The sequence below is a fragment of the Ramlibacter sp. PS3R-8 genome (genome assembly GCF_037572435.1).
Lineage (GTDB): Bacteria > Pseudomonadota > Gammaproteobacteria > Burkholderiales > Burkholderiaceae_C > Ramlibacter.
Map to the genome: position 1 here is coordinate 1,383,156 of NZ_JBBHGT010000001.1, position 25,614 is coordinate 1,408,769.

Genomic DNA, 25,614 nt, shown 5'->3' on the forward strand with positions numbered 1-25,614 from the left:
GTGGTGCCCGGATGTCGATGAATGCCGCGGGTCACCGCGTACGGGCGCGTGGTGCCCGGATGTCGATGAACGCCGCGGGTCACCGCGTACGGGCGCGTGGTGCCCGGATGTCGATGAACGCCGCGGTCACCGCGTACGGGCGCGTGGTGCCCGGATGTCGATGAACGCCGCGGTCACCGCGTACGGGCGCGTGGTGCCCGGATGTCGATGAACGCCGCGGGTCACCGCGTACGGGCGCGTTGTGCCGGGATGTCGATGAACGCCGCGGTCACCGCGTACGGGCGTGTGGTGCCCGGATGTCGATGAACGCCGCGGTCACCGCGTTCGGGCGCGTGGTGCCCGGATGTCGATGAACGCCGCGGTCACCGCGTACGGGCGCGTGGTGCCCGGATTTCGATGAACGCCGCGGTCACCGCGTAGGTCGGGTTGCGCGCAGCGCACCCCGACGTTACGACTCCACCAGTTCCACGGGCCGGTCCACGACCAGACGGAACCGCCCCCGCCCCGTCTTCTCGATCCGCAACGCCCCCGCCTGCTCCGCCAGCCGCCGCTGCAGCAGCAACAGGCGCGCCTCGAGGTTGTCGCTGATGTCGGGCAGGCGCAATGCCGGGTCCAGCCGCAGCTCGCGGTTGCTGAACTCCGTGCGTCCCAATTGCCGATGGTCGCGCAGCAGCTTCCACAGGATGGCGCCGGCCACGCCCTTGATCAGGTACGCGTCGCCGAGGAAGATGCTGTCGTTGGCGGCGAAGTGCTTCACCTGCAACGGTGGCAGCGCGGCGGGCGCGGGTCGGGTCGGCGCCGGGGGGGCCGCCGTGGCGTCGGCGGCCTCGGCATGGGACTGCAGCAGCTCGATGGCCGCACCGAGGTGGCCGGCGATCGCCACCAGCGCATCCTCGTCTTCCCAGCTGAACTGCAGCTGCTGCGTGCTTTCGACGAACAGCACGCCCAGCATGCGGCCGCCGTTCTGGATCGGCACCGCCAGCTGGCTGTGGGGTTGCGCCAGCCCGGGATAAGGAATGTCGAGCGTGGGCTCGTAGTCCGGGATGTTGGCGTTGAAGCTGCTGCGCATCGCCTGGCTGTAAAGCGCAGCGCTGGTCACGTGGCCGATGCGCACCGGGGTGCGCTCGCGCGCGGCCACGCCGATCACGCCCTGGCCCAGGCCGATCTCGGAGCCGACGCCGGAGGTCGCGTAGCCGCAGCTCGCCACCGTGTACAGCCGCCGCGCGGCCGGGTCCAGCATCAACACCATCGCGTGCTGGATGCCGAGGAAGTCGTTCAGGCTGCCCAGCACCGCATTGAGCGCCTCGTCGAGGCTGCCGCAGCGCCCCAGCCGCTCGCTGGCACGCCGCACGCCGCCCAGCAGGCCGGCACGCGGCGGCGGGGAGGGCAGCGGCGCTCCCTCCAGCGACTCGACCTCGAGCACTTCGTACACGTCGGAGCCGAGCAGGCGGAACACGCCCTGCATCCCGCTGTGCGAGGCGATGCCCGCCAGTTGCGCCTTCATGCCCTCGAACAACGGGCCTTCGGTCTCGGTGCGGAGATAACGGATGTGCAGGCGGTGGAACTGGGCGGTGTGCGGGTGCAGCACCAGCGCCGTGGCGAACGGGTTGGCCAGGATGTTCTGACGCGTCTTGTTGAAGAACTGGAATGACAGCGCCACGTGCCTCTCGTCGGCATAGAACACCTGCGAGATGTACGCCACGTTCGGCACGCCGTCGGCGCCGCAGGTGGCGACGTTCGCCGGGACCATGCCCTCGAAGCAGGCGCGGATGTCCTGCAGCCCCTGGCCGGTCACCGCCCGCTCCCCAATGGCGCGCCGGCGCGCGGGCCCGGCGTCTGGTCGAAGGCCTGTTCGGGAGTGAAGCGCACCGCCACCACGTCCTCCAGCCGGTGCGCCAGCATCGCGCGGGTCAGCGGCGGTGCGAAGCCGACCTGCTGGATCTCGTGTTCCATCGACTTCAGGTACGCCGCCAGCACCGGCACGTCCGCATCGACGGCGTTGCGGATCTCCGCGCGCGACGCCTTCAGCTGCACCGTGCGGTGCGTGGACGGCTCGCTGAACACCACCGCCAGCTGGCCGGTGGAGGCGATGTCCTGCAGCAGCTGGCGCGAGCTGCCGCGCGACAGGTACACGGTGATGTCCTGGCCGTTCGCCTCCACCCGGCTGCCGACGGCCCGCATGATGCTGGGGCGCAGCTTCGCATCGCGCGAAGCGACGATCACGGAGACGCCTCGCGCCATGATGGCGACCAGGTCGGCGGGCAGCGTGGCGGCCATCGTGCTTACGCCGCGAAGCGGCGCCGCGTGAACGCCAGGGCCAGCCAGAACGAGACCACGGCGTAGCCGGCCAGCACCAGCAGGTGGCGCGCGGCATCGGCCGGCCACTGGTCCAGGAACAGCGGCCGCACCAGCTCCACCGCGCTGGTCAGCGGCAGCCAGTCCGACACCACGCGCACCGCCAGCGGCAGCTGCTCGCGCGGGAAGAACACGCCCGACAGGAACATCATCGGCGTGAGGAACAGCGTGAAGTAGTAGGTGAAGAAGTCGTAGCCCTTGGCCAGCGCATTGAAGATCAACGCGATGCAGGAAAAGGTGATGCCCGCGGCCAGCAGCACCGGCCACGCCACCAGCACCTTCGGGCTGTGCACGATCCCCAGCACCAGCATCACCAGCAGGATGGCGGTGACGGTGAAGATGGCCTTGAATGCGGCCCACAGCATTTCAGCCAGCACGATGTCGTCCAGGCTGACCGGCGCGTTCATGATCCCGTCCCAGGTCTTCTGCACGTGCATCCGCGAGAAAGCCGAGTAGAGCGCCTCGAAGCTGGCGGCGTTCATCGCGCTCATGCAGATCGAGCCGCTCGCCAGGAAGACGATGTAGGGCACCGCGGTGCCGCCCACGCGCAGCTCCCCGACCAGCGCGCCCATTCCATAGCCGAAGGCCACCAGCCAGATCAGCGGCTCCGCGATGTTGCCGATCAGGCTGGGGATGGCGAGCTTGCGCCATACCAGCATGTTGCGCAAGAACACGGGCCACCAGCGCGAGGTCAGGCGCGGTGCGCGAAAGGGAGAGCGATGCATGGACACTAGCCGTCCTCCCGGATCTGGCGGCCGGTCAGCTTGAGGAACAGGTCCTCCAGGTTCGCCGGCCGGTGCAGCGTACGCAGTTTCGGGTGCTCGCGTCCCAGCGCCTCGATCAGCGGGCGGGCATCCTGCGTGTAGAAGAACACCGTCTCGCCACTGAGTTCGGTGCGCGCCGCCAGGCTGCGCAAGGGACTGGCCATCAGCTCCACGGCGCCGTTGCCGTACGCCTCCACCACGTCCGGCTCCAGGTGTTCGGCGATCAGGTCGCGCGGGCGGCCTTCGGCGATCTTGCGGCCGTGGTCCAGCACCAGCAGGCGGTGGCACAGGCGCTCGGCCTCGTCCATGAAGTGCGTCGTCAGCAGGATGGCCTTGCCTTGCTGCAGCAGGACCTGCAGCCGCTCCCACATCAGGTGACGTGCCTGCGGGTCCAGGCCCGTGGTGGGCTCGTCCAGCAGCAGCAGGCGCGGATCGTTCACCAGCGCCCGGGCCAATGACAGGCGCCGGCGCATTCCGCCGGACAGTTCGCCCGGCCGCGCCTGCGCCTTGTGCGACAGCGCGGCGAATTCCAGCAGTGACGGGATGCGCCCGCGGATGGTTGCTTCAGGGATGCCGAAATAGCGCCCGTACACCAGCAGGTTCTCGGTGCAGCTGAAGTCGGGGTCGAGAGAATCGAACTGGCTGACCACGCCGAGCTGCGCCTTGATCGCGCGCTCATCGCGCGGCATCGACAGGCCCAGGGCCCGGATCTCGCCCTCTTCGGGCTCCGTCAGCCCCAGGCACATCCGGATGGTGGTGGTCTTGCCGGCGCCGTTCGGGCCGATGACGCCCAGGCACTCGCCCGGGTCGATGTGGAAGGAGAGATCGTCGACGACCGTGGTCGTGCCGTAGCGCTTGGTGAGGTGGGTGGCGTCGAAAAGGGACTCGGGCATGGACGGCGGCTATTGTGTCGCACCGCGGCCGGGTCCGCCTGCCGGGCCATCGCCGCCGTAGAATTTTCGTTTTCCCGAGAGGACCGCGCTTGTTCCCACCCCTGCCCATCACGCAGCAATACATGTTGCCCAAGAAGTTGCTCACGCAGTTCGGGGGCCTGGTGGCGGGAGCCCGGATGGGGGGCATCACGCGCGCCATCGTGCGCAGGTTCGTGGCGAAGTACCAGGTCGACATGAGCGAAGCGGCGGACCCCCGCATCGAGAGCTACGCCACCTTCAACGACTTCTTCACCCGGGCGCTGCGCGAGGGCGCCCGTCCGATCGCCGTGGCGCCGTTCGTGTGCCCGGTGGACGCGGCCATCAGCCAGTTCGGGCCGATCGAGCACGACCAGATTTTCCAGGCCAAGGGCCACAGCTACTCCACCCGGGCGCTGGTGGGTGGCGACCAGTCCCTGGCGCACCGGTTCGACCACGGCCACTTCGCCACGCTCTACCTGGCGCCCAAGGACTATCACCGCATCCACATGCCCTGTGATGGGCGCCTGAAGCGGATGATCTACATCCCCGGCGACCTGTTCTCGGTCAACCCGCTGACGGCCCGTCACGTGCCCAGCCTGTTCGCGCGCAACGAACGGGTGGTCTGCGAGTTCGACTGCGCGCACGGGCCGATGGTGATGGTGCTGGTCGGCGCCACCATCGTCGGCAGCATGGCCACCGTATGGCACGGCACCGTCAATCCGCCGCGCACGCGCGAGCCGCGCGAATGGCGCTACGACGACCAGCAGATCGCGCTGGCCAAGGGCGCCGAAATGGGGCGCTTCCTGCTTGGCTCCACCGTGATCCTGCTGTTCCCGCAGAACGTGCTGACCTTCACGCCGGACTGGGCGGCGACGAAACCGGTGCGGCTGGGCGAGGCGATGGCAACGGTGATCGAGAGCGAGGCGGCGCTCTAGGCAGCCCGGCCGTGGCCGGCACCCCCCGCGGCGCGGGGCCGGGCGGTGCTTGCGGACCCTGCGCAGGCGGTGTACTTTCCCGGTCTTGCCTGGAGCGCGCCCATGAACTACCGCTGTCCCAAATGCAGCCACCGGCTGAAGGTCCGCACCCTGTTCTTCCACGACATCTCCACCTGTTCGCATTGCGGAACGAAAGTGGTGCTGGGTGACGTGCTGGCGTTTTTCATGGCGGCGCTCACCATGCTGGTCGCCGCGTTGACCAGCCTCTACATGTTCACCAGCGACGGGCAGCAATACCTGGTTGCGGCCGGGTACGCCGTGTCGATCGGCATGGTCTCGGGCATCCTGGTGCTGCTGGTGCTGGGCCGCGCCACGCCCTTCCGGCGCTCCCGCGTCCGCGACGTCGCGCCTTCCGACACCGCGCCCGTTCCGACTTCGAAGATGTGAGCGGCGCGTTCCTACTGGAACGCCACTTCGTCGAAGCTGCGCAGCTTGCGGCTGTGCAGCCGTTGCGGCCCTTGCGAACGCAGGATCTCGATGGCCCGCATGCCGATGCGCAGGTGCTGGTCGACGCGCTCGCGGTAGAAGGTGTTGGCCATCCCCGGCAGCTTGATCTCGCCGTGCAGCGGCTTGTCGCTGACGCACAGCAGCGTGCCGTAGGGCACGCGAAAGCGGAAGCCGTTGGCCGCGATCGTGGCGCTTTCCATGTCCAGGGCAACGGCCCGGCTCTGCGAAAAGCGGCGTTGCGGCTCGTTGCCGGGCAGCAATTCCCAGTTGCGGTTGTCGGTGCTGGCGACGGTGCCGGTGCGCATGATCCGCTTGAGGTCTGCGCCCTTGCATTGCGTGACATCGGCCACGGCCTGTTCCAGCGCCAGCTGGATCTCGGCCAGCGCGGGGATCGGCACCCACAGGGGCAATTCCTCGTCGAGAACGTGGTCCTCGCGCACGTAGCCGTGTGCCAGGACATAGTCTCCCAGCTGCTGGCTGTTGCGCAGCCCCGCGCAGTGGCCGAGCATCATCCATGCATGCGGGCGCAGCACCGCCACGTGGTCGGTGATGTTCTTCGCGTTCGACGGGCCGACGCCGATGTTCACCATCGTGATGCCGTCGCGGCCGGGCCGGATCAGGTGGTAGGCGGGCATCTGCGGCAGCCGCGGCGGCGGCGCGCCCCGGCCGTCCACGGGCTCGGGCGCAAGCCCGACGCGGCGGGTCACCACGTTGCCGGGCTCCACGAAGGCGATGTACTCGCTGTCGGGGCGGTTCATCTCCTCGTGACCGAGCTTCACGAATTCGTCGATGTAGAACTGGTAGTTCGTGAACAGCACGAAATTCTGGAACCAGTCGGGCGTGCTGCCCGTGTAGTGCCGCATGCGGTGCAGCGAGTAGTCCACGCGTGAGGCGGTGAACAGCGACAGCGGGTGCGGCTGGCCCGGCTCGAAGCGCAGCGTGCCGTTGGCGATGCCGTCGTCCATGGTGCCGAGATCCGGCAGGTCGAACATGTCGCGCATCATCGCGCGGCGCGCCGGTGGCAGGTTGCCCTCGATGTGGTCGTTCTCCGCAAACGAGAAGTGGACGGGCATCGGCTCGCTGCTGGTCCCCACCTCCAGCGGCAGGCCATGGTTTTGCAGCAGCAGCCGGAACTGCTCCAGGTAGTAGTTGGCGTACAGGTCGGGCCGCGTGAGGGTCGTTTCGTAGCGGCCCGTGCTGGCCACGAAGCCGTAGCTCACGCCGGAGTTTTCCAGCTGCGCCTGCGGGATCACGCTGTCGGTGTGGATGCGCACGAAGGGGTAGCAGCCCCGCACCCGCCCGGGCAGCGATTCGCCCGCCACGAAGCGCTGCATGGCCTCGCGCAGGTGCTGGATCTGCTGCGCGTAGATCGCCTGCACCTGCGCCAGCGCGCTCTCGGCGTCGGTGTGGAAAGTGGGCGCGATGAAGGGCGGCATGAAGGGCATCCGCCTATTGTGCCGCCGACCCGACGCAAGCCCTTTTCAGCCCGGCCGGCGGTGCGAACCTGTCCTACAAGGTGTAACGGCAGCAGATGACGTTACATCTTGCCTGTGCCGACGAAAGTTCAGGACATCGAAAACGAAGGCTCACAAGAGCAATCAAGGGGTCCAAGAACATGACGACACAACTGGTGGCAGCCAATCCTTTCGCACTGATGGTCGACCCGGCGCAAGTCAGGGCCCATATCGACAGTTCCGAAGAACTGGGCAAACTGAGCCAACGCCAGTGCCACCCGCTTGACCGCGCCGTCATTCGTTGCGCCAGCGCCGAGATCGCCGCCTTCGATGCCAAGATCGACCGCACCACCATCTACCTGCCGCCGGAAGAAGACAAGCAAGCTCCGGTGACCCGCACCTACACGCGCCGCGTCAACTGACGCCAGCGCGCCTGCCGCCCCGCGTCAGCTGACGCGGCGGATCGGGATTCCCAGCGGCGGCGGCCGCGCCGGCACCTGTTGCTGCCGCAGCCAGACTTCTTCCCGGCGCTCAAGTTCACGACGCGCCTCTTCGGCGGCCTGCGCGCGTTGCTGGCGCGATTCCTCTTCACGCGGTGGCTCCGGGCGAGCCTGCTGGTCGCGCCGGCGCTTTTCTTCCGCCTCGCGCGCCTGCTGCGCGCGCCGCGCCTGCACCGATTGCTCTTCGCGTCCGGCCTGCTCCTGCAGCCGCGCCAGTTGCTGGCGGCGAGCGTCGGCCAACCGGGTTTCTTCGGCCTTGCGCGCCTGCGCGATGCGTCTTTCCTCGTCCTTGCGCGCTTGCGCCACGCGCTTTTCTTCTTCGGCCTTGCGGGCCTGTGCCAGCCGCTTTTCGTCGGCTGCCTTGCGCACGGCGGCCGCAGCGGCCGCGGCGATCCGGCGCTCTTCGTCGCGCTTGGCTGCAGCCATGCGCTTCTGGTCCTGTTTCTGGTCGGCCTCGCGCTTGGCCAGCGCGTTGCGCCTGTCCTCTTCGGCCTGCTTGTCGGCCACGGCACGGCGGCGTTCTTCCGCACGCCTGGCGTCCGTTGCAACGGCGACGGCACGCCGCTGCTGCTCGGCACGGGCGGCCGCCCTCTGTTCGATGCGCTCGTGTTCTTCCTCGGCGCGTTTTTGCGCCAGCCGCTTTTGCTCCTGCTGTTCGCGGGCGGCACGGGCCTGGGCTGCCTGGGCCGCTTTCGCCTGCTTTTCCGACGCGGCGGCCTGGGCGCGGGCGGCCGCCTCGGCTTGCGCTTCGGCCTGCGCTTCGGCCTTGGCGCGGGCTTCGGCCGCGGCGCGCGCGGCATCCGCTTGCGCTGCCTGGGCTGACGTGCCCGGTGCCGTCACGCGCATCGTCGCAGCCGGGGGGACCGACGATCCCATCAACACGTTGGGAATGGACTGCGCCTTGGCCGTGGGCACCTGCGGCGCGGGTGCCGGGGCCGCAGGCGTCACCGCGGCGACTTGTTCGGACGGCATCTTGGCGCGCGCCAGCGGCCCGGCGACCGTCGCCGGAACTGCTGCCGCGGGCTTGGCCACGACGGCAGTCGAGGGTGCCGCGGCGGTCGTCGCTGCCGGTGCGGCCGCGGTCAACCTGGAGCCGGGCAGCGATGCGGCAGGACCCGAAATGATGATGTCGCGACCCTTGTTGACCAGCGTCGTGGCAGGAGGGGCCGCCGGGGCCGAGTGCGCCACGCTGGGCATGGTCACGGTCGGCTCGCCGCGGCGGCGGGCGCCGGCCCAGCGGTCGAAGTCATCGGTCGCGGCGAAGGCGGCCTGCGGGCCGCGGGCCAGGCTGCGCTCGCGGAAGATCGCGCGCTGGCCGTTGCGCACTTCCATCGCCTCGCCCTTTTCACCGTACACGACGCCAGCCCCCGAGAGAACGGCGACGCGCGTCACCTTTTGCTTGCTGTCGACGTCGATGCGGTACTCACCGACCGCGCGGGCGCGGAAGGCAAGGTTCGGGGTGCCGATTTCGAAGCTGTCGCCCGGCTGCATGCGGGTGACGGAAAACACCAGGCTGCCCTGGGTCAGGCTCAACTGGGTGGCGTTCTCGACCACGTTCTCCAGGATCAGCTGGGTCTGGCTGTCCATGCGCAGTGCGTGGCCGCCGGCCTGCAGCTCGGCACGCGAGCCACGGTCGGTCCAGAGGCGGTCTCCACGCTTGAGCACGCGCCGGGGCTGCACGTCCTGCCACTCGGTGTCGCCCTGCGGCGCATACGCGACCGATCCTTCGGCGTGGTTGAGGTGCGCGGCCGGCACGGAAACCACCTGGCCCCACGAGGACGCGACGCCGAACGCCAGCGCCAGTGCTGCCACGATCGAGGTCCACTGGCCAGGGCCTTTCCTGCCGGTGGGAGTCACATGCTGCGCGTCCATGCGCTATTGAACGCCTGAGCCAGCCAATCGGTACGCGTCCACCGTGTAAAGCCCCCGGAATCCGTCCGACTTTTCGGCTTCCGCGTGAAACTTTTCACGAAGCCGTCTGGTCCGCGACCGCCTCCCGCATCGTGACGAACTCCTCGGCAGCGGTCGGATGGATGCCGATGGTCGCGTCGAACACTGCTTTGGTCGCGCCGGCCTTGAGCGCGACCGCAAAGCCCTGCACGATCTCGCCGGCCTCCGGGCCGACCATGTGCAGACCGACCACGCGGTCGGTGGCGACGTCGACCACCAGCTTCATCAGCGTGCGCTCACTGTTGCCGCTGAGGGTGTGCTTCAACGATTTGAATTCGGAGCGGAAGATGCGCACCGCGCCGTGCCGGGCGCGCGCCTCGGCTTCGTTCAAGCCGACGGTCCCGATGTTGGGGTGCGTGAAGACAGCCGTCGGCACCAGCTCGTAGGCCATGCTGCGCTGGCCGCTGCCGAACAGCTGGTCCACCACCACCATGGCTTCGGCCAGCGCCACGGGCGTGAGTTGCAGCCGAGCGGTGACGTCTCCCACGGCCAGGATGGAGGGCACCGAGGTGCGAAACCGTTCGTCGACTTGGATGGCGCCGGTGTTGCCTTGCCGCACGCCGACGCCTTCCAGCCCCAGGCCGCTGGCATTGGGCACCCGGCCGGTCGCGTACAGCACGGCGTCGGCAACCAGCGTGCCGCCCTTGCCCAGGTCGAGGTGCAGGCCGTCCGCCCGCCTGGCGATCGCACTCACTTCGGTGTGCACGCGCAGGTCGACGCCGTGCTTGCGCGTTTCCTGCGCGAAGAAGGCCCGGATGTCGTGGTCGAAGCCGCGCAGCACTTGCTCGCCGCGATAGATCTGCGTCACTTGCGCTCCGAGCCCGCGAAAGATCGACGCGAACTCGCATGCGATGTAGCCGCCGCCCACCACCGCCAGGCGCCGGGGGAACGGCTCCAGGTCGAACATGTTGTCGGAGGTAAGCACGCATTCGCGGCCCGCAAAGTCAGGCACCGTCGGCGTGCCGCCGGTGGCCAGCAGGATGTGCGCCGCGCGCCAGCGCTGCACGCCGCCGGTGGTCTGCACCTGCACCGTGTGGGCGTCCGCCAGGGTGGCCCAGCCACGCACCACTTCCACCCCCGCCCCGTCGAGAAGACCGGCATACACCGTGTTGAGGCGCGCGATCTCGCGCGCGCGGTTCGCCTTGAGCTTGTGCCAGTCGAAGCGGGGCGTGCCCACCTCCCAGCCGAATCCCGCCGCATCGCGGAAGTCGTCGGCGAAGTGCGCGGCGTAGCTATAGAGTTTCTTCGGGATGCAGCCGACGTTGACGCACGTTCCACCCAGGGCGGCCGCTTCGGCCAGCACCACGCGGGCGCCGCGCTGCGCGGCCATGCGCGCGGCGCGCACGCCGCCGCTGCCGCCGCCGACCACGAAGAGATCGCAATCGAATTCGCTCATCAGGTTTTCCTTCGCGGCCGTGGCCGCATGGCTCGACTGTAGGCGCTGCCTTACGGCCGTGCCGCGCACCGGCCATTACCATCGGCGCCATGGTCTTGACCACGTGGTACCGCAGGGTGGGCCGCACCAGCCTGGCGCCGGTGCGCTGGGCCGCCGCCTGGGCGCGCATCACGTTCTTTGGTGCGGCGATGATGGTGCGCGCCCTGTCGCCGCACAGCTACGGGCCCGAGACGCGGTACAACCTGGCCCGCCACGTGTACCTCGACACGGCGCCCATCCTCGGCTGGTTCACCGTGCTCAGTGCGCTGTTCACGCTGATCATCACGCGCATCGTCGTCGTCACTTCATCGCGCTACGGTTTGTCCGAATATGCGCTGGAGATGGTGATCCGGGTGTTGGTGGTCGAACTGATCCCGCTCACCGCCGCGCTGTTCGTCTCCTTGCGCTGCACGATCCCCAGCGGCGCGGCGCTGGTGGAGATGCGCAGCGGCGGGCACTTCCGCGAACTGCACCGCCGGCGGCTGGACCCGATCGCCGTCGAGGTGCTGCCGCGGCTGATCGCCGGCGTCTTCTGCAGCATCACCCTCACGGCCCTGAGCTGCATCGTGGCGGGCGTGCTGGCGTATCCGGCGGTCTACGGGTTCACCTCCGCCGCCCTGGACAGCTATGTCCACATGGCGGGGCGCGTGTTCGATCCGCTGTTCACGTTCATCTTCATGCTGAAGGTGGCGTTCTTCGCCATGGCGGTGGCCACCATCCCCATGGCCTCGGGCCTCTACAACATCGAGGATGACGGCTCCCGCGAAAGCGCGGCGCTGCAGGGCCTCGTGCGCATGTTCGCCGTGCTGCTGGTGCTGGAAGCGCTGGCGCTGATGGCGAACTACCTTTGAGCATGGCTGACGATCCCGAATCCCCGCCGGCGGCCGCGGCGCCGCAGCGCGAGCGGCGGGCGCAGCGATCGGAGCCGGCCGGCAAGAACGTGCCGGTGAAGAACCTGGAGCTGAAGGCGGCGCTGCTGTTCGGCTTCACCATCGCCCTCATCCTCGCCGCGGCGCTGTTCCTGGCGCGCGCGCGCGGCTACTTCGACCCGAAGCAGACCCTGGTGCTGGTGACCGACAACGCCGAAGGCGTGGCGGCCGGCATGGATCTCACCTTCTCGGGCTTCCCCATCGGCACCGTCCAGCGCGTGTCGCTCGGCGCCATGGGCAACGTGATGATCGAGATCGCCGTCACCCGCGAGGATGCGCAGTGGCTGCGCACCTCCAGCGTGTTCACGCTGGTCAAGCCGATCCTGGGGCCGTCGCAACTGCGCGCCTACAGCGGCGTGCTGTCCGATCCGCCGTTGCCGGCCGGCGCGCAACGGCCGGTGCTGCGCGGCGACTTCAACGAGGAGATCGGCCGGGTGATCGGCGCCGCCAAGGACGTGCTCGACAACCTGGGGCAGATCACCGCGGAGAGCTCCGAGTTCAACCGGTCGATGGCCAACCTGCAGGTCTTCACCGAAAAGCTCCAGAGCCGCCGCGGCGGTGCGCTGACCGCGATCTTCGGCAACGAGGAGGACGCGCGCAAGCTGGTGGCCGCGGTGGAACGCGCCAACACCGCGATGGCGCAGATCCAGACGCTGGCAAGCAAGGGCGGCACCCTGGTCGACAATGCGGACAGCCGCTTGTTCGCTCGCGGCGGCGTCACCGACGATGCCCAGGCCACCTTGCAGGACTTGCGCTCGGTGCTCGGCGACGCGCGCGGCAGCCTGCGGAAGTTGGATGCCGTGCTGACCGAGGCGCAGGGCGCAGCCGGCAACGTGCGCGTTGCGACCGAGGACCTGGGCAGCCTGCGCAGCGATGTCGAGGTGAACCTGCGCAAGATCGAGGACCTGATCAACGACCTGAACCGCAAGTTCCCGTTCGCCAAGGAGCGCAAGGTGGAACTTCCGTGATCCGCGTGCCGCCGCTGGTGCTGGTGCTGGTGCTGGCCGTCCTGCTGGCCGCATGCGGCAACCAGCCGCGCCAGCCGGACTGGCTGGTGAATGCCGATGGCGCGCAGGACCGTTATGCGCGTGCGTACCTCTCCGGTCGCGACCGGGATGCCGCCGCCGAATTCACCCGCCTGCGCAGCGAGGTGGCGAGCACGGCGCAGCCCGGACTCGTGGCGCGCGCGGAGCTCACGCGCTGTGCGATGCAGGTCGCCACCCTGGATTTCGCGCCCTGCGTCGCGTTCGAAGCACTGCGTGCCGATGCGCCGGAGGCCGAGCGGGCGTATGCGGATTTCCTGGAGGGCCGCCTGGACCCGTCGCGGGCGAAGCTGCTGCCGGAGGAATACCGCGGCATCGGCGGCGGGCAGGGCGGCGCCGCTGCGCTCGAGGGCATCCAGAGCCCGCTCTCGCGTCTCATCGCCGCCGGCGTGCTGATGCGCTCGGGCAAGGCGGACCCGGGGGTGCTGCAGGCTGCGGCGGACACGGCGTCCGGGCAGGGCTGGCGCCGCGCCGTCATGGCCTGGCTCGGGGCGCAGGCGATGCGGGCCGAGCAGGCGGGGGCGGTGGAGGAGGCGGCGCGGCTGCGGCGGCGGATGCAACTGGCCGAGGATGCGGCCGGGGTGGCTGCGCCAACCCGGCCTACGGGGTCCGTGCCGGCAACGGTGCCGACGGCGACCGTGCCGTCCGCAAGGTGATGGAATAGCGCAAGGCCTTGGTGGGCGAAACCGCGTGCTGCCAGCCCCAGCGCGCCGGGCCGCGCAGCAGGTAGATGGAGCGGGGCGGCAGCGTCATCTTCAGCGCGCCCTCGCGCCGCCCCTTCAAGTGGGGATACGGGCGCAAGCGCATGACCGCATCGTTGCCCAGCGAGATGCCGACGATGTCCTCGAAGTCCGGCACGTCGCGGTGCCAGCCGAGGGGGGTGCCGGGCTGGTATTGCGCCACCAGGGCCTGCGTGAAGGCTTGCGGCGCGAGGCCGGCCCACGCACCGGCGCGCGCCCGCAGCGGATCGAGCCAGGCCGGCAGCGGCTCTGCCTCGTTCAGCCGTTGCGCGCTGAAGTCGTACTGGCCGCCATAGCTCACGACGCGGCGCAACGCCTCGTATTGCTGGTACTTCATGTTGGCGAGCGGCAGCTGCTCGATGATCGCGATCAGTGCGGCTTCCTCCTCATGGGAGAGGAAGTCCTCCTGGTAGCGCATGCCGTCCGGAAGTTGCGGCCCTGGAGCGCCGAAGAGATCGGGCTGGGACATCTGCGAAGTATCGCGCCCCCGAAATGAAAAAACCCGCGACCGAAGTCGCGGGTTTTCGAACGGTTCAAGCTCAGGGCTTGGCGGCCGTCGGGAAAGGCCAGGCGGCCTGCGGGTTCAGAGTGGTCTGAGCCGCAGGAGCAGCCGGGGCGGAGGCGGAAGCCGCCTTCGCAGCGGGAGCTTTTCTGGCAGCCTTTTTCGCAGCAGGCGCTTTCGCAGCCTTTTTCGCAGGCGCCTTTTTCGCCGCCTTCTTGGCCGTGCTCTTCTTCGCAGTTGCGCGCTTGGCGGTCGACTTCTTCGCGGCCGACTTCTTGGCCGTGGTCTTCTTCGCCGACTTCTTCGCCGCCGGGCGCTTCGCTGCAGCCTTCTTGGCTGCCGGGCGCTTCGCTGCCGACTTCTTCGCTGCCGGACGCTTCGCCGCCGGACGCTTGGCGGCCGACTTCTTGGCTGCCGGGCGCTTCGCCGCCGACTTCTTCGCTGCCGGACGCTTCGCCGTGGACTTCCTGGCGGTCGTCTTCTTCGCAGCCTTCTTCGCCGGCGATTTACGCGCGGCCGATTTCTTCGCAGTTGCCATTTCTCTATCTCCTGTTGAAGTTGATCAAATCAACCAATCAAGCACTCCGCGCATTGTTGGTAGCGCGAAGCGATCCGCAGGGTTGGGCACGCAGCCCAGCCTCACGAACACCATCACCCATCACGCCCCGGCATCTTCGTGCCGTGGTGCGTGCGGGCTAATCCAAACTCACTCGCAGTTGCCGTTTCAATCCCAGGAAAGCGCGCCACCCGTCTGATACTCGATCACGCGGGTTTCGAAGAAATTGCGCTCTTTCTTCAGGTCAATCATTTCGCTCATCCAGGGGAAGGGGTTTTCCTCGTTCGGGAAAAGCGCTTCCAGGCCGATCTGCGTGGCCCGCCGGTTGGCGATGTAGCGCAGGTAGCCCTTGAACATGGATGCATTCATGCCGAGCACGCCACGCGGCATGGTGTCCTCGGCATAGCGGTACTCGAGCTCGACGGCCTGGTGGAACAGCGCCTTGATCTCCGACTTGAATTCGGAGGTCCAGAGGTGCGGGTTCTCGAGCTTGATGGTGTTGATCAGGTCGATGCCGAAGTTGCAGTGCATCGACTCGTCACGCAGGATGTACTGGTACTGCTCGGCAGCCCCGGTCATCTTGTTCTGCCGGCCCAGCGCCAGGATCTGGGTGAAGCCGACGTAGAAGAACAGGCCTTCCATCAGGCAGGCGAAGACGATCAGGCTCTTCAGGAGCGTCTGGTCGGTCTCCGGCGTCCCGGTGCGGAAGTTGGGATCCATGATCGCCTCGATGAAGGGGATCAGGAACTGGTCCTTGTCGCGGATCGACTGGACTTCGTTGTACGCGTTGAAGATCTCGGCCTCGTCCAGGCCCAGCGATTCCACGATGTACTGGTAGGCGTGGGTGTGGATCGCCTCTTCGAAGGCCTGGCGCAGCAGGAACTGGCGGGCTTCGGGCGCCGTGATGTGGCGGTAGGTGCCCAGCACGATGTTGTTGGCGGCCAGCGAGTCGGCGGTGACGAAGAAGCCGAGGTTGCGCTTGATGATGCGGCGCTCGTCCTCGGTCAGCCCGTTCGGGTCCTTCCACAGGGCGATGTCGCGGTTCATGTTCACTTCCTGCGGCATCCAGTGGTTGGCGCAGGTGGCCAGGTACTTCTCCCAGGCCCACTTGTACTTGAAGGGGACGAGCTGGTTGACGTCGGTGTGGCCGTTGATGATGCGCTTGTCGGCCGCCTGGACGCGGCGCGCCACGGGTGCCGCCGCAACGGCGGCTGGCGCGACGTGCGCGGCAATGGCGCCGTCATCGAGCATGCGCAGTGCCGGTTGGGGAAAAGCGGAAGGTGCCTGCGCGAGAGGTGAATGGCTCGCCTCGCGGTTCGAAAGCAAACCGCTCGCAGAAGGCTTTGACGGTGTGGGCGTGACTTCGTCGTCCCAGGTCAACATAGGTGTTCCAGTGCTCGGATTATGCGAGCGCGGATGTGCAAATCAAAGTGTCCGTTCACATCCGCCTCGCATTTTGTTGCTTGATTGCATCGGCGTTCTGTCGGAGAACGCCGCTACCTCTTTCATTTCGCGTGTGCCGTGCGCGTGTTTACTGGCACGCCTCGCATGTCGGATCGTCGACGCCGCAGAATTTGATGTCGGTCGCCGGCGTCGCGCCCGGCGCGGTCGCCGCTTCGATCTGCGCGCGCGCGGCGGCGGCTGCCGCCTCCATCGCGCTCAGCGCGCCGTGGCCGCCGTGGCTGCCATTGCCGTTGCTCACCGCATTCAGGCGTCCGCTCTGCACCGTGGACTTCTCGGCCTGCGTCGCGCTGGTGGTGCGCAGGTAGTAGGTGGTCTTCAATCCGCGCAGCCAGGCCAGCTTGTACGTCTCGTCCAGCTTCTTGCCGGAGGCACCCGCCATATAGATATTGAGCGACTGCGCCTGGTCGATCCACTTCTGCCGGCGGGCCGCGGCCTCCACCAGCCACACCGGCTCGACCTCGAACGCGGTGGCGTACAGCGCCTTGACGTCCTGCGGCACCCGGTCGATCGGCCGCAGGGACCCGTCGAAGTGCTTCAGGTCCATGACCATCACGTCGTCCCACAGGCCCAGGCGCTTCAAGTCGCGCACCAGGTAGTGGTTGATCACCGTGAATTCGCCGGACAGGTTGGACTTGACCGAGAGGTTGCCGAAGCACGGCTCGATCGAGGCGTCCACGCCGATGATGTTGGAGATGGTCGCCGTCGGGGCGATGGCCACACAGTTGCTGTTGCGCATGCCGTCGGCGGCGATCTTCTTGCGGAGGGCGTCCCAGTCCAGGGTGGTGGAGCGGTCGACGTCGACATACTGCTCGCCGCGGGCGTCGGCCAGCAGGTTCAGCGAGTCGAGCGGCAGGATGCCCTTGTCCCACAGCGAGCCCTTGTAGCTGGAGTACTTGCCGCGCTCGCGGGCCAGCTCGGTGGAGGCCCAGTAGGCGTGGTAGCAGACGGCCTCCATCGACTCGTCGGCGAACTGGATGGCCTCCTTGCTGGCGTAGGGAATGCGCAGTTCGTACAGCGCGTCCTGGAAGCCCATGACGCCCAGGCCCACCGGGCGATGGCGCATGTTGGAGTCGCGCGCCTTCTTGACGGCGTAGTAGTTGATGTCGATCACGTTGTCGAGCATGCGCATCGCCGTGGTGATCGTCTTCTTCAGCTTGTCGCTGTCGACCTTGCCGTCCTTCAGGTGCTGCAGCAGGTTCACGGAGCCCAGGTTGCAGACCGCCGTCTCGGTGTCGCTGGTGTTCAGCGTGATCTCGGTGCACAGGTTGGAGGAATGCACCACGCCGGCGTGCTGCTGCGGCGAGCGGACATTGCAGGCGTCCTTGAACGTGATCCAGGGGTGGCCGGTCTCGAACAGCATCGAGAGCATCTTGCGCCACAGGTCGCTGGCCGGAATGGTCTTGCTCGGCTTGATCTCGCCGCGCCTGGCCTTCTCCTCGTAGGCCAGGTAGGCCTTCTCGAAGTCCTTGCCGAACTTGTCGTGCAGGTCGGGCACGTTGGAAGGCGAAAACAGCGTCCACTCGCCCTTTTCCATGACCCGGCGCATGAACAGGTCCGGGATCCAGTTGGCCGTGTTCATGTCGTGGGTGCGGCGGCGGTCGTCGCCGGTGTTCTTGCGCAGCTCGAAGAACTCTTCCACGTCGAGGTGCCAGGTTTCCAGGTAGGCGCAGACGGCGCCCTTGCGCTTGCCGCCCTGGTTCACCGCCACGGCGGTGTCGTTCACCACCTTCAGGAACGGCACGACGCCTTGCGACTCGCCGTTGGTGCCCTTGATGTGGGAGCCCAGCGCGCGCACGCGGGTCCAGTCGTTGCCCAGGCCGCCGGCGAACTTGGACAGCAGCGCGTTTTCCTTGATCGACTCGTAGATGCCGTCCAGGTCGTCCGGCACGGTGGTCAGGTAGCAGGAGGACAGCTGCGAGCGCAGCGAACCGGCGTTGAACAGCGTCGGCGTCGAGGACATGAAGTCGAAGCTGGACAGCACTTCGTAGAACTCGACGGCGCGGGCTTCGCGGTCGATCTCGTTGAGCGACAGGCCCATGGCCACGCGCATGAAGAACGACTGCGGCAGCTCGATGCGGCTCTTGCGCACGTGCAGGAAGTAGCGGTCGTACAGGGTCTGCAGGCCCAGGTAGTCGAACTTCAGGTCGCGGTCGGCCTTGATCGCCCCGGCCAGCTTCTTCAGGTCGAACTGCAGCAGCCTTTCGTCGAGCAGCTCGTTTTCCACGCCCTTCTTGATGAACAGCGGGAAGTTGTCCGCGTACGCCTCGGCGCGCTCGGCGGGCGCCACTTCGCGGCCGACCACTTCCTTGAAGATCGTGTGCAGCAGCAGGCGGGCCGTGACGAAGGTGTAGTCGGGTTCTTTCTCGATCAGCGTGCGGGCGGCCAGGATGGAGGCCTTGTAGACCTCGTCGAGCGGCACGCCGTCATACAGGTTGCGCTGGGTCTCGGCGTAGATCGGGTCCGGCTTGACGTCGGCGCCCAGGCCGTCGCACGACGCCAGGATCAGCGCCTTGAGGCCTTCGACGTCCAGCGGCACGCGCTGGCCCTGGTCCAGCACGTGGAATTGCGGCGCGGCCGGCGCTTCCTGCTGCGCCTGCTTGGCGCGCTCCTGGGCGCGGCGCTCGCGGTACAGCACGTAGGCGCGGGCGACTTCATGGTGGCCGCTGCGCATGAGGCCCAGCTCCGCGGCGTCCTGCACGTCCTCGATGTGGAAGGTGCCGCCGCCCGGGCGCGAACGCACGAGCGCGCGCACGACGGATTGCGTCAACTGGTCGACCTGCTCGCGCACGCTGGCGGAAGCGGCGCCCTGGGTGCCATGCACGGCCAGGAAGGCTTTCATCATCGCGATCGCAACCTTGTTGGGCTCGAACGGCACCACCGCGCCGTTGCGGCGGATGATCTGGTATTGGGCAAGGGGGTTGGCGGCGGACTGGCCGGTGGCGGCCGGCGCGGTGGCGTTGCCGGCGCCGATGACGGAAGAAGACGGGGTGGAGAGGGCAGGTTGCATAGGCGTTCCTCGGTGCTGCGGTGGTTCTTGCGTGGGTCGCGAGTTTAGCGGCCCACCGGTGTGCGAGCCACTATATCTAGTGGCTGAGGGCGTGACAAGCACTATAGGTAGTGGTTGTCACGGGTCTGGGAGTGCGTAAGCCTGTGGATAGCTTGTGCAGTGGCTGTGACTGCGCGCTGCGCGCGGCAGTGCTCATCCGCCGCAAGGCTTGGTGCGGCCTGCCGCACGATTTGCGCGTGCAACGCGCATCCACTCACACTTGTTGCTCGCGTGCGGCCCGTTGCCGGTCAGCAACTTCCTTGTGGAAACCAGCCGGCCGGCCAGCCGAGGTTGCGCCGCAAGCGCGGCCAGTCGAAGCCCGCGCCGGGGTCGTTCTTGCGTCCGGGCGCGATGTGTTCGTGGCCGGCGACGTGCTGGATCGGGTAGTGCTGCGCGGCTGCGGCGCACACGCTGGCGAGCGCTTCGTACTGTTGCGGCTCGAATGGCTCGCCTTCCAGCCCTTCGAGCTCGATGCCGACCGAGTCGTCGTTGCAGTTGCCGCGGCCCCGCCAGGAGGACGGGCCCGCGTGCCAGGCGCGGTCGTCGCAGCTGACGAATTGCCACAGCGCGCCATCGCGCCGGATGTAGAAATGCGCGGACACCTGCATGCCCTCGATGCCCTTGAAGTAAGGGTGCGCGTCCCAGTTCAGCGTGTTGGTGAACAGGCGCTGGACCTCGTCGCCGCCATACACGCCGGGCGGCAGGCTGATGGAATGGACGACGACCAGGTCGATCCTGGCGCCGGCCGGGCGGGAGCCGAAATTCGGAGAATCCAGCCTGCGCGCAAAGCGGTACCAGCCCGCGTCCCACAGGAGCGCGCCGCCGTCAGGGGCTCGCGGGCTGCTCATCGGCCTCTTCGCTGCCGGGCGTGGCGATCGCCAGCCGTGCGATGCGATAGCGGATCTGGCGCAGGCTCAGGCCCAGGCGCTGGGCCGCGGCGGTGCGGTTGAAATTGGTTTCGCGCAGCGCCTTCACCAGGATCTCGCGCTCCTGCTGGTCCAGGTGGGCCTGCAGGTCCGACGGCAGCAGGGCCGCGGTCGCCGGCGCTGCGGGCTCTGCCGCGGCAGCCGGTTCGCCGCTCAACGCGGTGGCCGCGGAAGGCGCGAAGTCGACCTGCAATTCGGTGCCGTCGCTCAGCGCCAGGGCGCGGTGCAGCAGGTTTTCCAGCTCGCGCACGTTGCCGGTGAGCGGGTGGGCCTGCAATTGCGACAGCACCGCCGGCGACAGCACCGGGGCCGCGACGCCGGCTTCCTGCGCGATGCGCGCCAGCAGGGCCTCGCACAGCATCGGCAGGTCTTCGCGGCGCTCGCGCAGCGGCGGCACCACGATGTCGATCACGTTGAGCCGGTAGAACAGGTCCTGGCGGAAGCGGCCCGCCTGCACGTCGCCGGCCAGGTCGCGGTGCGTCGCGCTGACGATGCGCACGTCCACTTCCTCCTCCTGCGTGGAGCCCAGCGACCGCACCTGCCTTTCCTGGATCGCCCGCAGCAGCTTGGACTGCATGGCCAGCGGCAGGTCGCCGATTTCGTCCAGGAACAGCGTGCCCTTGCGCGCCGCCTGGAAATAGCCCTCACGGTCCGCGGCCGCGCCGGTGTAGGAGCCCTTGCGGGCGCCGAAGAATTCCGCTTCCAGCAGCGTCTCGGGGATCGCGCTGCAATTGACGGCCACGAAGGGCCCGTCGGCACGGTGGCTGCACGCATGGATCGCACGCGCCACGAGCTCCTTGCCGGTGCCGGATTCGCCGCGCACCAGCACCGGCGCCATGCTGCGCGACACCTTGGCCACGCGCTCCTTGACGTTGCGCATGGGCGCCGATTCGCCGACCAGCCGCTGCAACGCCCCGCTGCCGGTGCCGCGCTCGGCGCTCGCCGTGGCCGTGCGCAGCGGGCCGGTGGAGGGCCGCGGCTTGTCGCCGGCGGCCGTCTCCAGGATGGCGGAGGCAACCACGCTGCGGAACTGCTTGAGGTCCACCGGCTTGGTCAGGTAGTCGAAGGCGCCGGCCTTGAGCGCCTCGACGGCGTTTTCGGCGGATCCATACGCCGTCATCACCACGCAGCGTTCGCTGCGCTGCTGCGCGCTCATGCGCTGCAGCAGCTCGAGGCCGAGGCCGTCGGGCAGCCGCATGTCGGTGATCACCGCGTCGAACTTCGCCTGGCCAAGCAGCTGCCAGGCTTCCTCCAGCGTCCCGGCCGCGTCCACGCGGTAGCCCTCGCGCAGCAGCGTCAGCTCGTAGAGCGTTCGCAGGTCTGGTTCGTCATCGACGACGAGGACGTGGGCCGGGGTGGCGGTGGTGGAAGCCATCAGGCGCGTATTGTGTCAAAGGGGAAGGCGGGCATCACGCTGGCGCGCGTGCGGAAAGCCACGGTAAAGGCATTCCCGTCGCGGCCACTGCCGTCCGGCGCCGGCCCGCGCGCGTACGCGATCGCCGCTCCGTGGCGGTCGCACAACTCGCGGCAGATGTACAGGCCCAGGCCGCTGGAGCGGCTTTCCGAGGAGAAGAACGGTTCGAACAGGTGGCGCTGCACGCCCGGGTCGAGCGGCGCACCGTCGCTCCAGACCTGCACGCGCGACTGGTGGCCGTCCAGCGACGTGGCCACCAGGATGGCGCCGGGCGCCATGGAGGCATAGCGCAGCGCGTTGTCCAGCAGGTTCACCAGCACCCGGCGCAGGTGTTCGCCGTCGAAGGCGGCCCACGCGGTGCCGGCCCGCTGCAGCAACTGCAGGCGCCCGCCCGCCTGCGCGGACCTTTGCCATTCCTGGGCCACGGCGGCGACGGCCTGGTCCAGTTCCAGCCAGTCGGTGGTGGGCTCCTGCACCCGCGCGAGGTTCAGGATTTCGTCGACGATCTGCGACAGGCGCTGCGTGTTCTTGCGCACCAGCGCGCTGAGCTGCTGCTGCTCCGCATCCGCGAGCTGCTCGGCGAGCAGCGAGTTGGCCTGCGCGATGGCGGCCAGCGGATTGCGGATCTCGTGGGCGACGGCGGCCGACATGCGGCCCATGGCCGCCAGCTTCTCCGTGCGCACCTGCGCCTCCGCCTCGCGCAGGTCCTGCATGAACATCACGCACAGCGAATCGATCAGCGGGTCCTGCGGCGGCGTCAGGCGGGTGCGCACACGCAGGTGCAGGCGCTCGCCGGGCCGCAGCTCCAGCGCCAGCTCCGCGGTCTGCGGCTCGCCCTCGGAGAAGGTGCGCTGGGCCAGTGCGGCCAGCGGCTTCCAGCCGGGACGCGACACCAGCGCCAGCGACGCGGGCGCCTCGCGCGCCTGCCAGCCGAGCAGCATCCGCGCCGACGGGTTGGCCGCGTGCAGCCGCCAGTCGGGCCCCACCACCAGCACGCCGTCGGCCAGGGTTTCGATCACCACTTCGTTCACGTGCGCCTGCGTGCGGGCGGCCGACAGGCTGAGCCGCGCGGCCTGTTCCTCGCGTGCCAGCCGCATGGCCAGCTGGTTGGCCAGCAGGGCGACCACGAAATAGCCGCCGCCGGCCAGCCCCGCCTGCACCATGCGCGAGGTGTGGTCGGCGAACTCCAGCGCCTGCAGCCACGCGTCGGCCAGCATCAGGATGGTCACGGCGGCGGCCGTGCCCATCGCCAGCAGGGTGGAGCCGAGCACCGATGCGGTAAGCACCGGCAGCGCGAACAGCGGCGAGTAGTTCAGGCCCGCCGCCTGCAGGAAGTGCAGGGTGGAAAACGCCAGCAGGTCGATGCCGATGGTGGAGACCCACTGCGGATCGAACGTGCGCCCTGGCGGCGCCGGCCGCGTGAACATGCGCACCGCGAGCGAGGCGACCAGGTAGGTGGCGCACAGCACCAGCAGCCACGGACTGAAGGGAGCCAGGCCGAGCGCCATCATCCCGCCCAGCAACACCAGCAGCACCAGCGCGATGCCGGCGCGCGCGAGCATGAAACCGAGCCAGAGCCGGTGGAAGGCCGAGGCCTCCGACGCCTGCACCGGCATGGGCGTATCCCAGGTCCAGGTGGACTGCGAGAAGCCGGTGGTGTCGGTGGCCATGGGGATCAGTCGCCGGCCAGCAGGCGGTGTTCCTGGCTGCAGTACGCCAGGCCCTTGGCGTCGGTGACGGCGTCGGCGCGCGGCAGGTGCAGGCCGCAGACCGGACACGCGATCATTTCCTGCGGGGTTGCGTTCGCCGCGCCGGGCGCCCCCGGTGGCGGCCCGCGGCGCTCGATGCGGTTGCTGCGCCACACCATGTAGGCGATGACCAGCACGGCCAGCAGCACCACGTATTTCATGCCGGGCGCCTCAGGATCACCTCGATGACGAAGCGCGATCCCACGTACGCCAGCAGCAGCAGCAGCGAGCCGATGTAGATCACGCGCACCGCCTTGCGTCCGCGCCAGCCGAAGCGGGCCCGGCCCAGCAGCAGCAGCGCGAACACCAGCCACGACAGCACCGAGAACACCGTCTTGTGGTCCCAGCGCCAGCTGCGTCCATACAGCACTTCGGAAAAGAACAGGCCCGCCAGCAGCGTGGCGGTGAGCAGCACGAAACCGGCGGTGGCGAAGCGGAAGGTCAGGCGCTCCAGCGTCAGCAGCGGCAGGCCGGCCTGCGGTTCCCGCGCGTGGCGCATGGTGTGTTCCACCCGCTGCATCAGCCATGCGTGCACCACCGCCGCGGCGAACAGGCCGTACGAAGCGATACCCAGCGCCCAGTGCAGGGGGAGCAATGGCGAGGCGGTGGTGTGCAGCGGCGTGCCGGGGAAGATGAACGCCAGCACCACGGCGGCCGCGCCCAGGCCGGCCAGCGCCCAGCGGCCGCGCAGTTCCGGAAAGACCTTGGTTTCGACCGTGTACACGGTCAGCACGAGCCAGGCGGTCACCGACACCGCGGGCGCGAAGCCGAAGCGCGGCGCGTCCCCCACCAGGCCCCAGGCGAGGACGCAGCCGTGCAGCACCCAGGCCGCCACCAGGGCCAGGCGGGCGGCGTGCTCGCTCAGCCGCGACGCACCGGCGGCGGGCACTGCGTAGGCGACCGCGGCCGCCAACGTCAGCGCCACCCCCGCCGGCGACGCACTGGATAAAATCATGGGACGAGTTTATCCCCTGGCATCCTGCCCTTCCTCGCGTTCCCACGGAGCGTGTGGCGCAACCCCCACTCACTCCAGCCCATGGCCACCTCCGCCCTTTCCGACAAACTGTCCCGCCTGGTCAAGCAGATGCGGGGCCAGGCCCGCATCACCGAAGACAACGTGCAGGAGATGCTGCGCGAGGTGCGCATGGCGCTGCTGGAGGCGGACGTCGCGCTGCCGGTGGTGCGCGACTTCATCGCGCGGGTCAAGGAGAAGGCGCTGGGCCAGGAGGTGGTGGGCTCGCTCAACCCCGGGCAGGCGCTGGTGGGCATCGTCCACCGCGAACTGGTGGCCACCATGGGCGCCGGCATCAGCGACATCAACCTGGCGGCGCAGCCGCCGGCGGTGATCCTGATGGCCGGCCTGCAGGGCGCCGGCAAGACCACGACCACCGCGAAGCTGGCCAAGCACCTGATCGAAAAGCGCAAGAAGAAGGTGCTCACGGTGTCCGGCGACGTCTACCGGCCCGCCGCCATCGAGCAGCTGAAGACCGTGACGAAGCAGGCCGGCGCCGAGTGGTTTCCCAGTTCGCCGGACCAGAAGCCGGCGGACATCGCGCGCGCCGCGCTGGACCATGCGCGCAAGCAGTACTTCGACGTGCTGCTGGTCGACACCGCCGGCCGGCTGGCCATCGACGAAGTGCTGATGCGCGAAATCAAGGAGCTGCACGCCATCCTGAACCCGGTGGAGACGCTGTTCGTGGTGGACGCGATGCAGGGCCAGGACGCGGTGAACACCGCCAAGGCGTTCAAGGAGGCGCTGCCGCTCACGGGCATCGTGCTGACCAAGCTGGATGGCGATTCACGCGGCGGCGCCGCCTTGTCGGTGCGGCAGATCACCGGCGCGCCGATCAAGTTCGCCGGGGTCAGCGAGAAGATCGACGGCCTCGAGGTGTTCGATGCCGAGCGCCATGCCGGCCGCATCCTCGGCATGGGCGACATCGTGGCGCTGGTCGAGCAGGTGCAGGCCGGCGTGAACATGGAGTCGGCGCAGAAGCTGGCCGCCAAGGTGAAGAGCGGCGAGGGCTTCGACCTGAACGACTTCCTGATGCAGTTGCAGCAGATGAAGCAGATGGGCGGCCTGCAGAACCTGATGGACAAGATGCCCGCGCAGATGCAGGCCAAGGCCGGCCAGGTGGACATGGGCAAGGCCGAGCGCGACATCCGCCGCAAGGAAGGGATCATCTCCAGCATGACCAAGCTGGAGCGCCGCAAGCCCGACATCATCAAGGCCACCCGCAAGCGCCGCATCGCCGCCGGCGCGGGCGTTCAGGTGCAGGAAGTGAACCGGCTGCTCAACGAGTTCGAGCAGATGCAGACGATGATGAAGAAGATGAAGGGCGGCGGCATGATGAAGCTCATGAAGCGGCTGGGGGGCGGCGGCAAGGGCGGGATGCCCAAGATGCCGTTCTGAAAGCGGACAGCCGAACAGCGGACGC

23 protein-coding genes are annotated in these 25,614 nt (G+C 68.6%); 7 read left to right on the top strand and 16 right to left on the bottom strand.

Translation table 11 applies throughout. The features are described 5' to 3' along the window. Window positions 1-448: 448 nt before the first annotated feature. The 4 genes from WG902_RS06530 to WG902_RS06545 are packed head-to-tail and all read right to left on the bottom strand — an operon-like array spanning window position 449 to window position 4,012. On the bottom strand, window positions 449-1,795 hold the full coding sequence (locus WG902_RS06530) for a GAF domain-containing protein (RefSeq protein WP_340059141.1): 1,347 nt from the start codon (window positions 1,793-1,795) through the stop codon (window positions 449-451). Then, the gene (locus tag WG902_RS06535) at window positions 1,792-2,277 is read right to left on the bottom strand and encodes a hypothetical protein (protein WP_340059142.1); all 486 of its coding nucleotides are present in this window, start codon (window positions 2,275-2,277) and stop codon (window positions 1,792-1,794) included. Before WG902_RS06535 ends, WG902_RS06530 begins: the two co-directional genes overlap by 4 nt. A 5-nt stretch (window positions 2,278-2,282) precedes the next feature. Then, a complete protein-coding gene (locus WG902_RS06540) occupies window positions 2,283-3,080 on the bottom strand; it encodes an ABC transporter permease (protein ID WP_340059143.1) in 798 nt (265 codons plus the stop codon). A gap of 5 nt (window positions 3,081-3,085) precedes the next feature. After that, on the bottom strand, window positions 3,086-4,012 hold the full coding sequence (locus WG902_RS06545; protein WP_340059144.1) for an ATP-binding cassette domain-containing protein: 927 nt from the start codon (window positions 4,010-4,012) through the stop codon (window positions 3,086-3,088). Between the two features lie 122 nt (window positions 4,013-4,134). Here WG902_RS06545 and asd point away from each other — a divergent pair, with 122 nt between their 5' ends. Further along, entirely contained in the window at window positions 4,135-4,965 is an 831-nt protein-coding gene (asd, locus tag WG902_RS06550; RefSeq protein ID WP_340059453.1) for an archaetidylserine decarboxylase, read from the top strand. A gap of 102 nt (window positions 4,966-5,067) precedes the next feature. Beyond that, a complete protein-coding gene (locus tag WG902_RS06555; RefSeq protein ID WP_340059145.1) occupies window positions 5,068-5,412 on the top strand; it encodes a hypothetical protein in 345 nt (114 codons plus the stop codon). Between the two features lie 11 nt (window positions 5,413-5,423). Here the strand turns inward: WG902_RS06555 and WG902_RS06560 are convergent, their stop codons facing one another. Continuing rightward, window positions 5,424-6,917, bottom strand: coding sequence for an AMP nucleosidase (locus tag WG902_RS06560; protein WP_340059146.1), 1,494 nt, complete (start codon window positions 6,915-6,917; stop codon window positions 5,424-5,426). 170 nt (window positions 6,918-7,087) lie between these two features. Here WG902_RS06560 and WG902_RS06565 point away from each other — a divergent pair, with 170 nt between their 5' ends. Beyond that, window positions 7,088-7,348, top strand: coding sequence for a hypothetical protein (locus tag WG902_RS06565; protein WP_340059147.1), 261 nt, complete (start codon window positions 7,088-7,090; stop codon window positions 7,346-7,348). Between the two features lie 24 nt (window positions 7,349-7,372). Here WG902_RS06565 and WG902_RS06570 read toward each other — a convergent pair whose 3' ends face one another. After that, on the bottom strand, window positions 7,373-9,298 hold the full coding sequence (locus WG902_RS06570) for a hypothetical protein (protein WP_340059148.1): 1,926 nt from the start codon (window positions 9,296-9,298) through the stop codon (window positions 7,373-7,375). 94 nt (window positions 9,299-9,392) lie between these two features. Next, window positions 9,393-10,772, bottom strand: a complete 1,380-nt coding sequence (gene gorA / locus WG902_RS06575; protein WP_340059149.1) for a glutathione-disulfide reductase — start codon at window positions 10,770-10,772, stop codon at window positions 9,393-9,395. A gap of 89 nt (window positions 10,773-10,861) precedes the next feature. On the opposite strand from gorA, the gene WG902_RS06580 reads away from it, so the two are divergent. From WG902_RS06580 to WG902_RS06590, 3 genes are read left to right on the top strand one after another with little or no spacing between them, the layout of a single operon-like run. Further along, window positions 10,862-11,662, top strand: a complete 801-nt coding sequence (locus WG902_RS06580; RefSeq protein WP_340059150.1) for an MlaE family ABC transporter permease — start codon at window positions 10,862-10,864, stop codon at window positions 11,660-11,662. 2 nt (window positions 11,663-11,664) lie between these two features. After that, complete coding sequence (locus WG902_RS06585; protein ID WP_340059151.1) at window positions 11,665-12,708, top strand: MlaD family protein; 1,044 nt, start codon at window positions 11,665-11,667, stop codon at window positions 12,706-12,708. Continuing rightward, window positions 12,705-13,439 (top strand): hypothetical protein, encoded by a 735-nt coding sequence (locus WG902_RS06590; protein ID WP_340059152.1) that lies wholly within the window; start codon window positions 12,705-12,707, stop codon window positions 13,437-13,439. The genes WG902_RS06585 and WG902_RS06590 overlap by 4 nt, the downstream gene beginning before the upstream one ends. Here WG902_RS06590 and WG902_RS06595 read toward each other — a convergent pair. The 9 genes from WG902_RS06595 to WG902_RS06635 form a co-directional block, all read right to left on the bottom strand. After that, window positions 13,384-13,992, bottom strand: a complete 609-nt coding sequence (locus tag WG902_RS06595; RefSeq protein WP_340059153.1) for an alpha-ketoglutarate-dependent dioxygenase AlkB — start codon at window positions 13,990-13,992, stop codon at window positions 13,384-13,386. The genes WG902_RS06590 and WG902_RS06595 overlap by 56 nt on opposite strands. Window positions 13,993-14,062: 70 nt before the next feature. Continuing rightward, window positions 14,063-14,563 (bottom strand): histone H1-like DNA-binding protein, encoded by a 501-nt coding sequence (locus WG902_RS06600; protein ID WP_340059154.1) that lies wholly within the window; start codon window positions 14,561-14,563, stop codon window positions 14,063-14,065. Window positions 14,564-14,749: 186 nt separating this feature from the next. Next, window positions 14,750-15,964, bottom strand: coding sequence for a ribonucleotide-diphosphate reductase subunit beta (locus tag WG902_RS06605; protein ID WP_340059155.1), 1,215 nt, complete (start codon window positions 15,962-15,964; stop codon window positions 14,750-14,752). Window positions 15,965-16,112: 148 nt separating this feature from the next. Then, the gene (locus WG902_RS06610) at window positions 16,113-19,052 is read right to left on the bottom strand and encodes a ribonucleoside-diphosphate reductase subunit alpha (RefSeq protein ID WP_340059156.1); all 2,940 of its coding nucleotides are present in this window, start codon (window positions 19,050-19,052) and stop codon (window positions 16,113-16,115) included. A 287-nt stretch (window positions 19,053-19,339) separates the two neighbouring features. Continuing rightward, window positions 19,340-19,939, bottom strand: coding sequence for a 1,6-anhydro-N-acetylmuramyl-L-alanine amidase AmpD (gene ampD, locus WG902_RS06615; protein WP_340059157.1), 600 nt, complete (start codon window positions 19,937-19,939; stop codon window positions 19,340-19,342). Beyond that, window positions 19,917-21,392: a sigma-54-dependent transcriptional regulator gene (locus tag WG902_RS06620; RefSeq protein ID WP_340059158.1), complete on the bottom strand. Its 1,476-nt coding sequence runs from the start codon at window positions 21,390-21,392 to the stop codon at window positions 19,917-19,919. The genes ampD and WG902_RS06620 overlap by 23 nt, the downstream gene beginning before the upstream one ends. Next, a complete protein-coding gene (locus WG902_RS06625) occupies window positions 21,392-23,101 on the bottom strand; it encodes a sensor histidine kinase (protein WP_340059159.1) in 1,710 nt (569 codons plus the stop codon). Before WG902_RS06625 ends, WG902_RS06620 begins: the two co-directional genes overlap by 1 nt. A gap of 5 nt (window positions 23,102-23,106) precedes the next feature. Next, entirely contained in the window at window positions 23,107-23,340 is a 234-nt protein-coding gene (locus tag WG902_RS06630; RefSeq protein ID WP_340059160.1) for a PP0621 family protein, read from the bottom strand. Further along, entirely contained in the window at window positions 23,337-24,134 is a 798-nt protein-coding gene (locus WG902_RS06635; protein WP_340059161.1) for a cytochrome C assembly family protein, read from the bottom strand. Before WG902_RS06635 ends, WG902_RS06630 begins: the two co-directional genes overlap by 4 nt. An 81-nt stretch (window positions 24,135-24,215) precedes the next feature. Here WG902_RS06635 and ffh point away from each other — a divergent pair, with 81 nt between their 5' ends. Then, on the top strand, window positions 24,216-25,589 hold the full coding sequence (gene ffh, locus WG902_RS06640) for a signal recognition particle protein (protein ID WP_340059162.1): 1,374 nt from the start codon (window positions 24,216-24,218) through the stop codon (window positions 25,587-25,589). Window positions 25,590-25,614 lie beyond the last annotated feature (25 nt).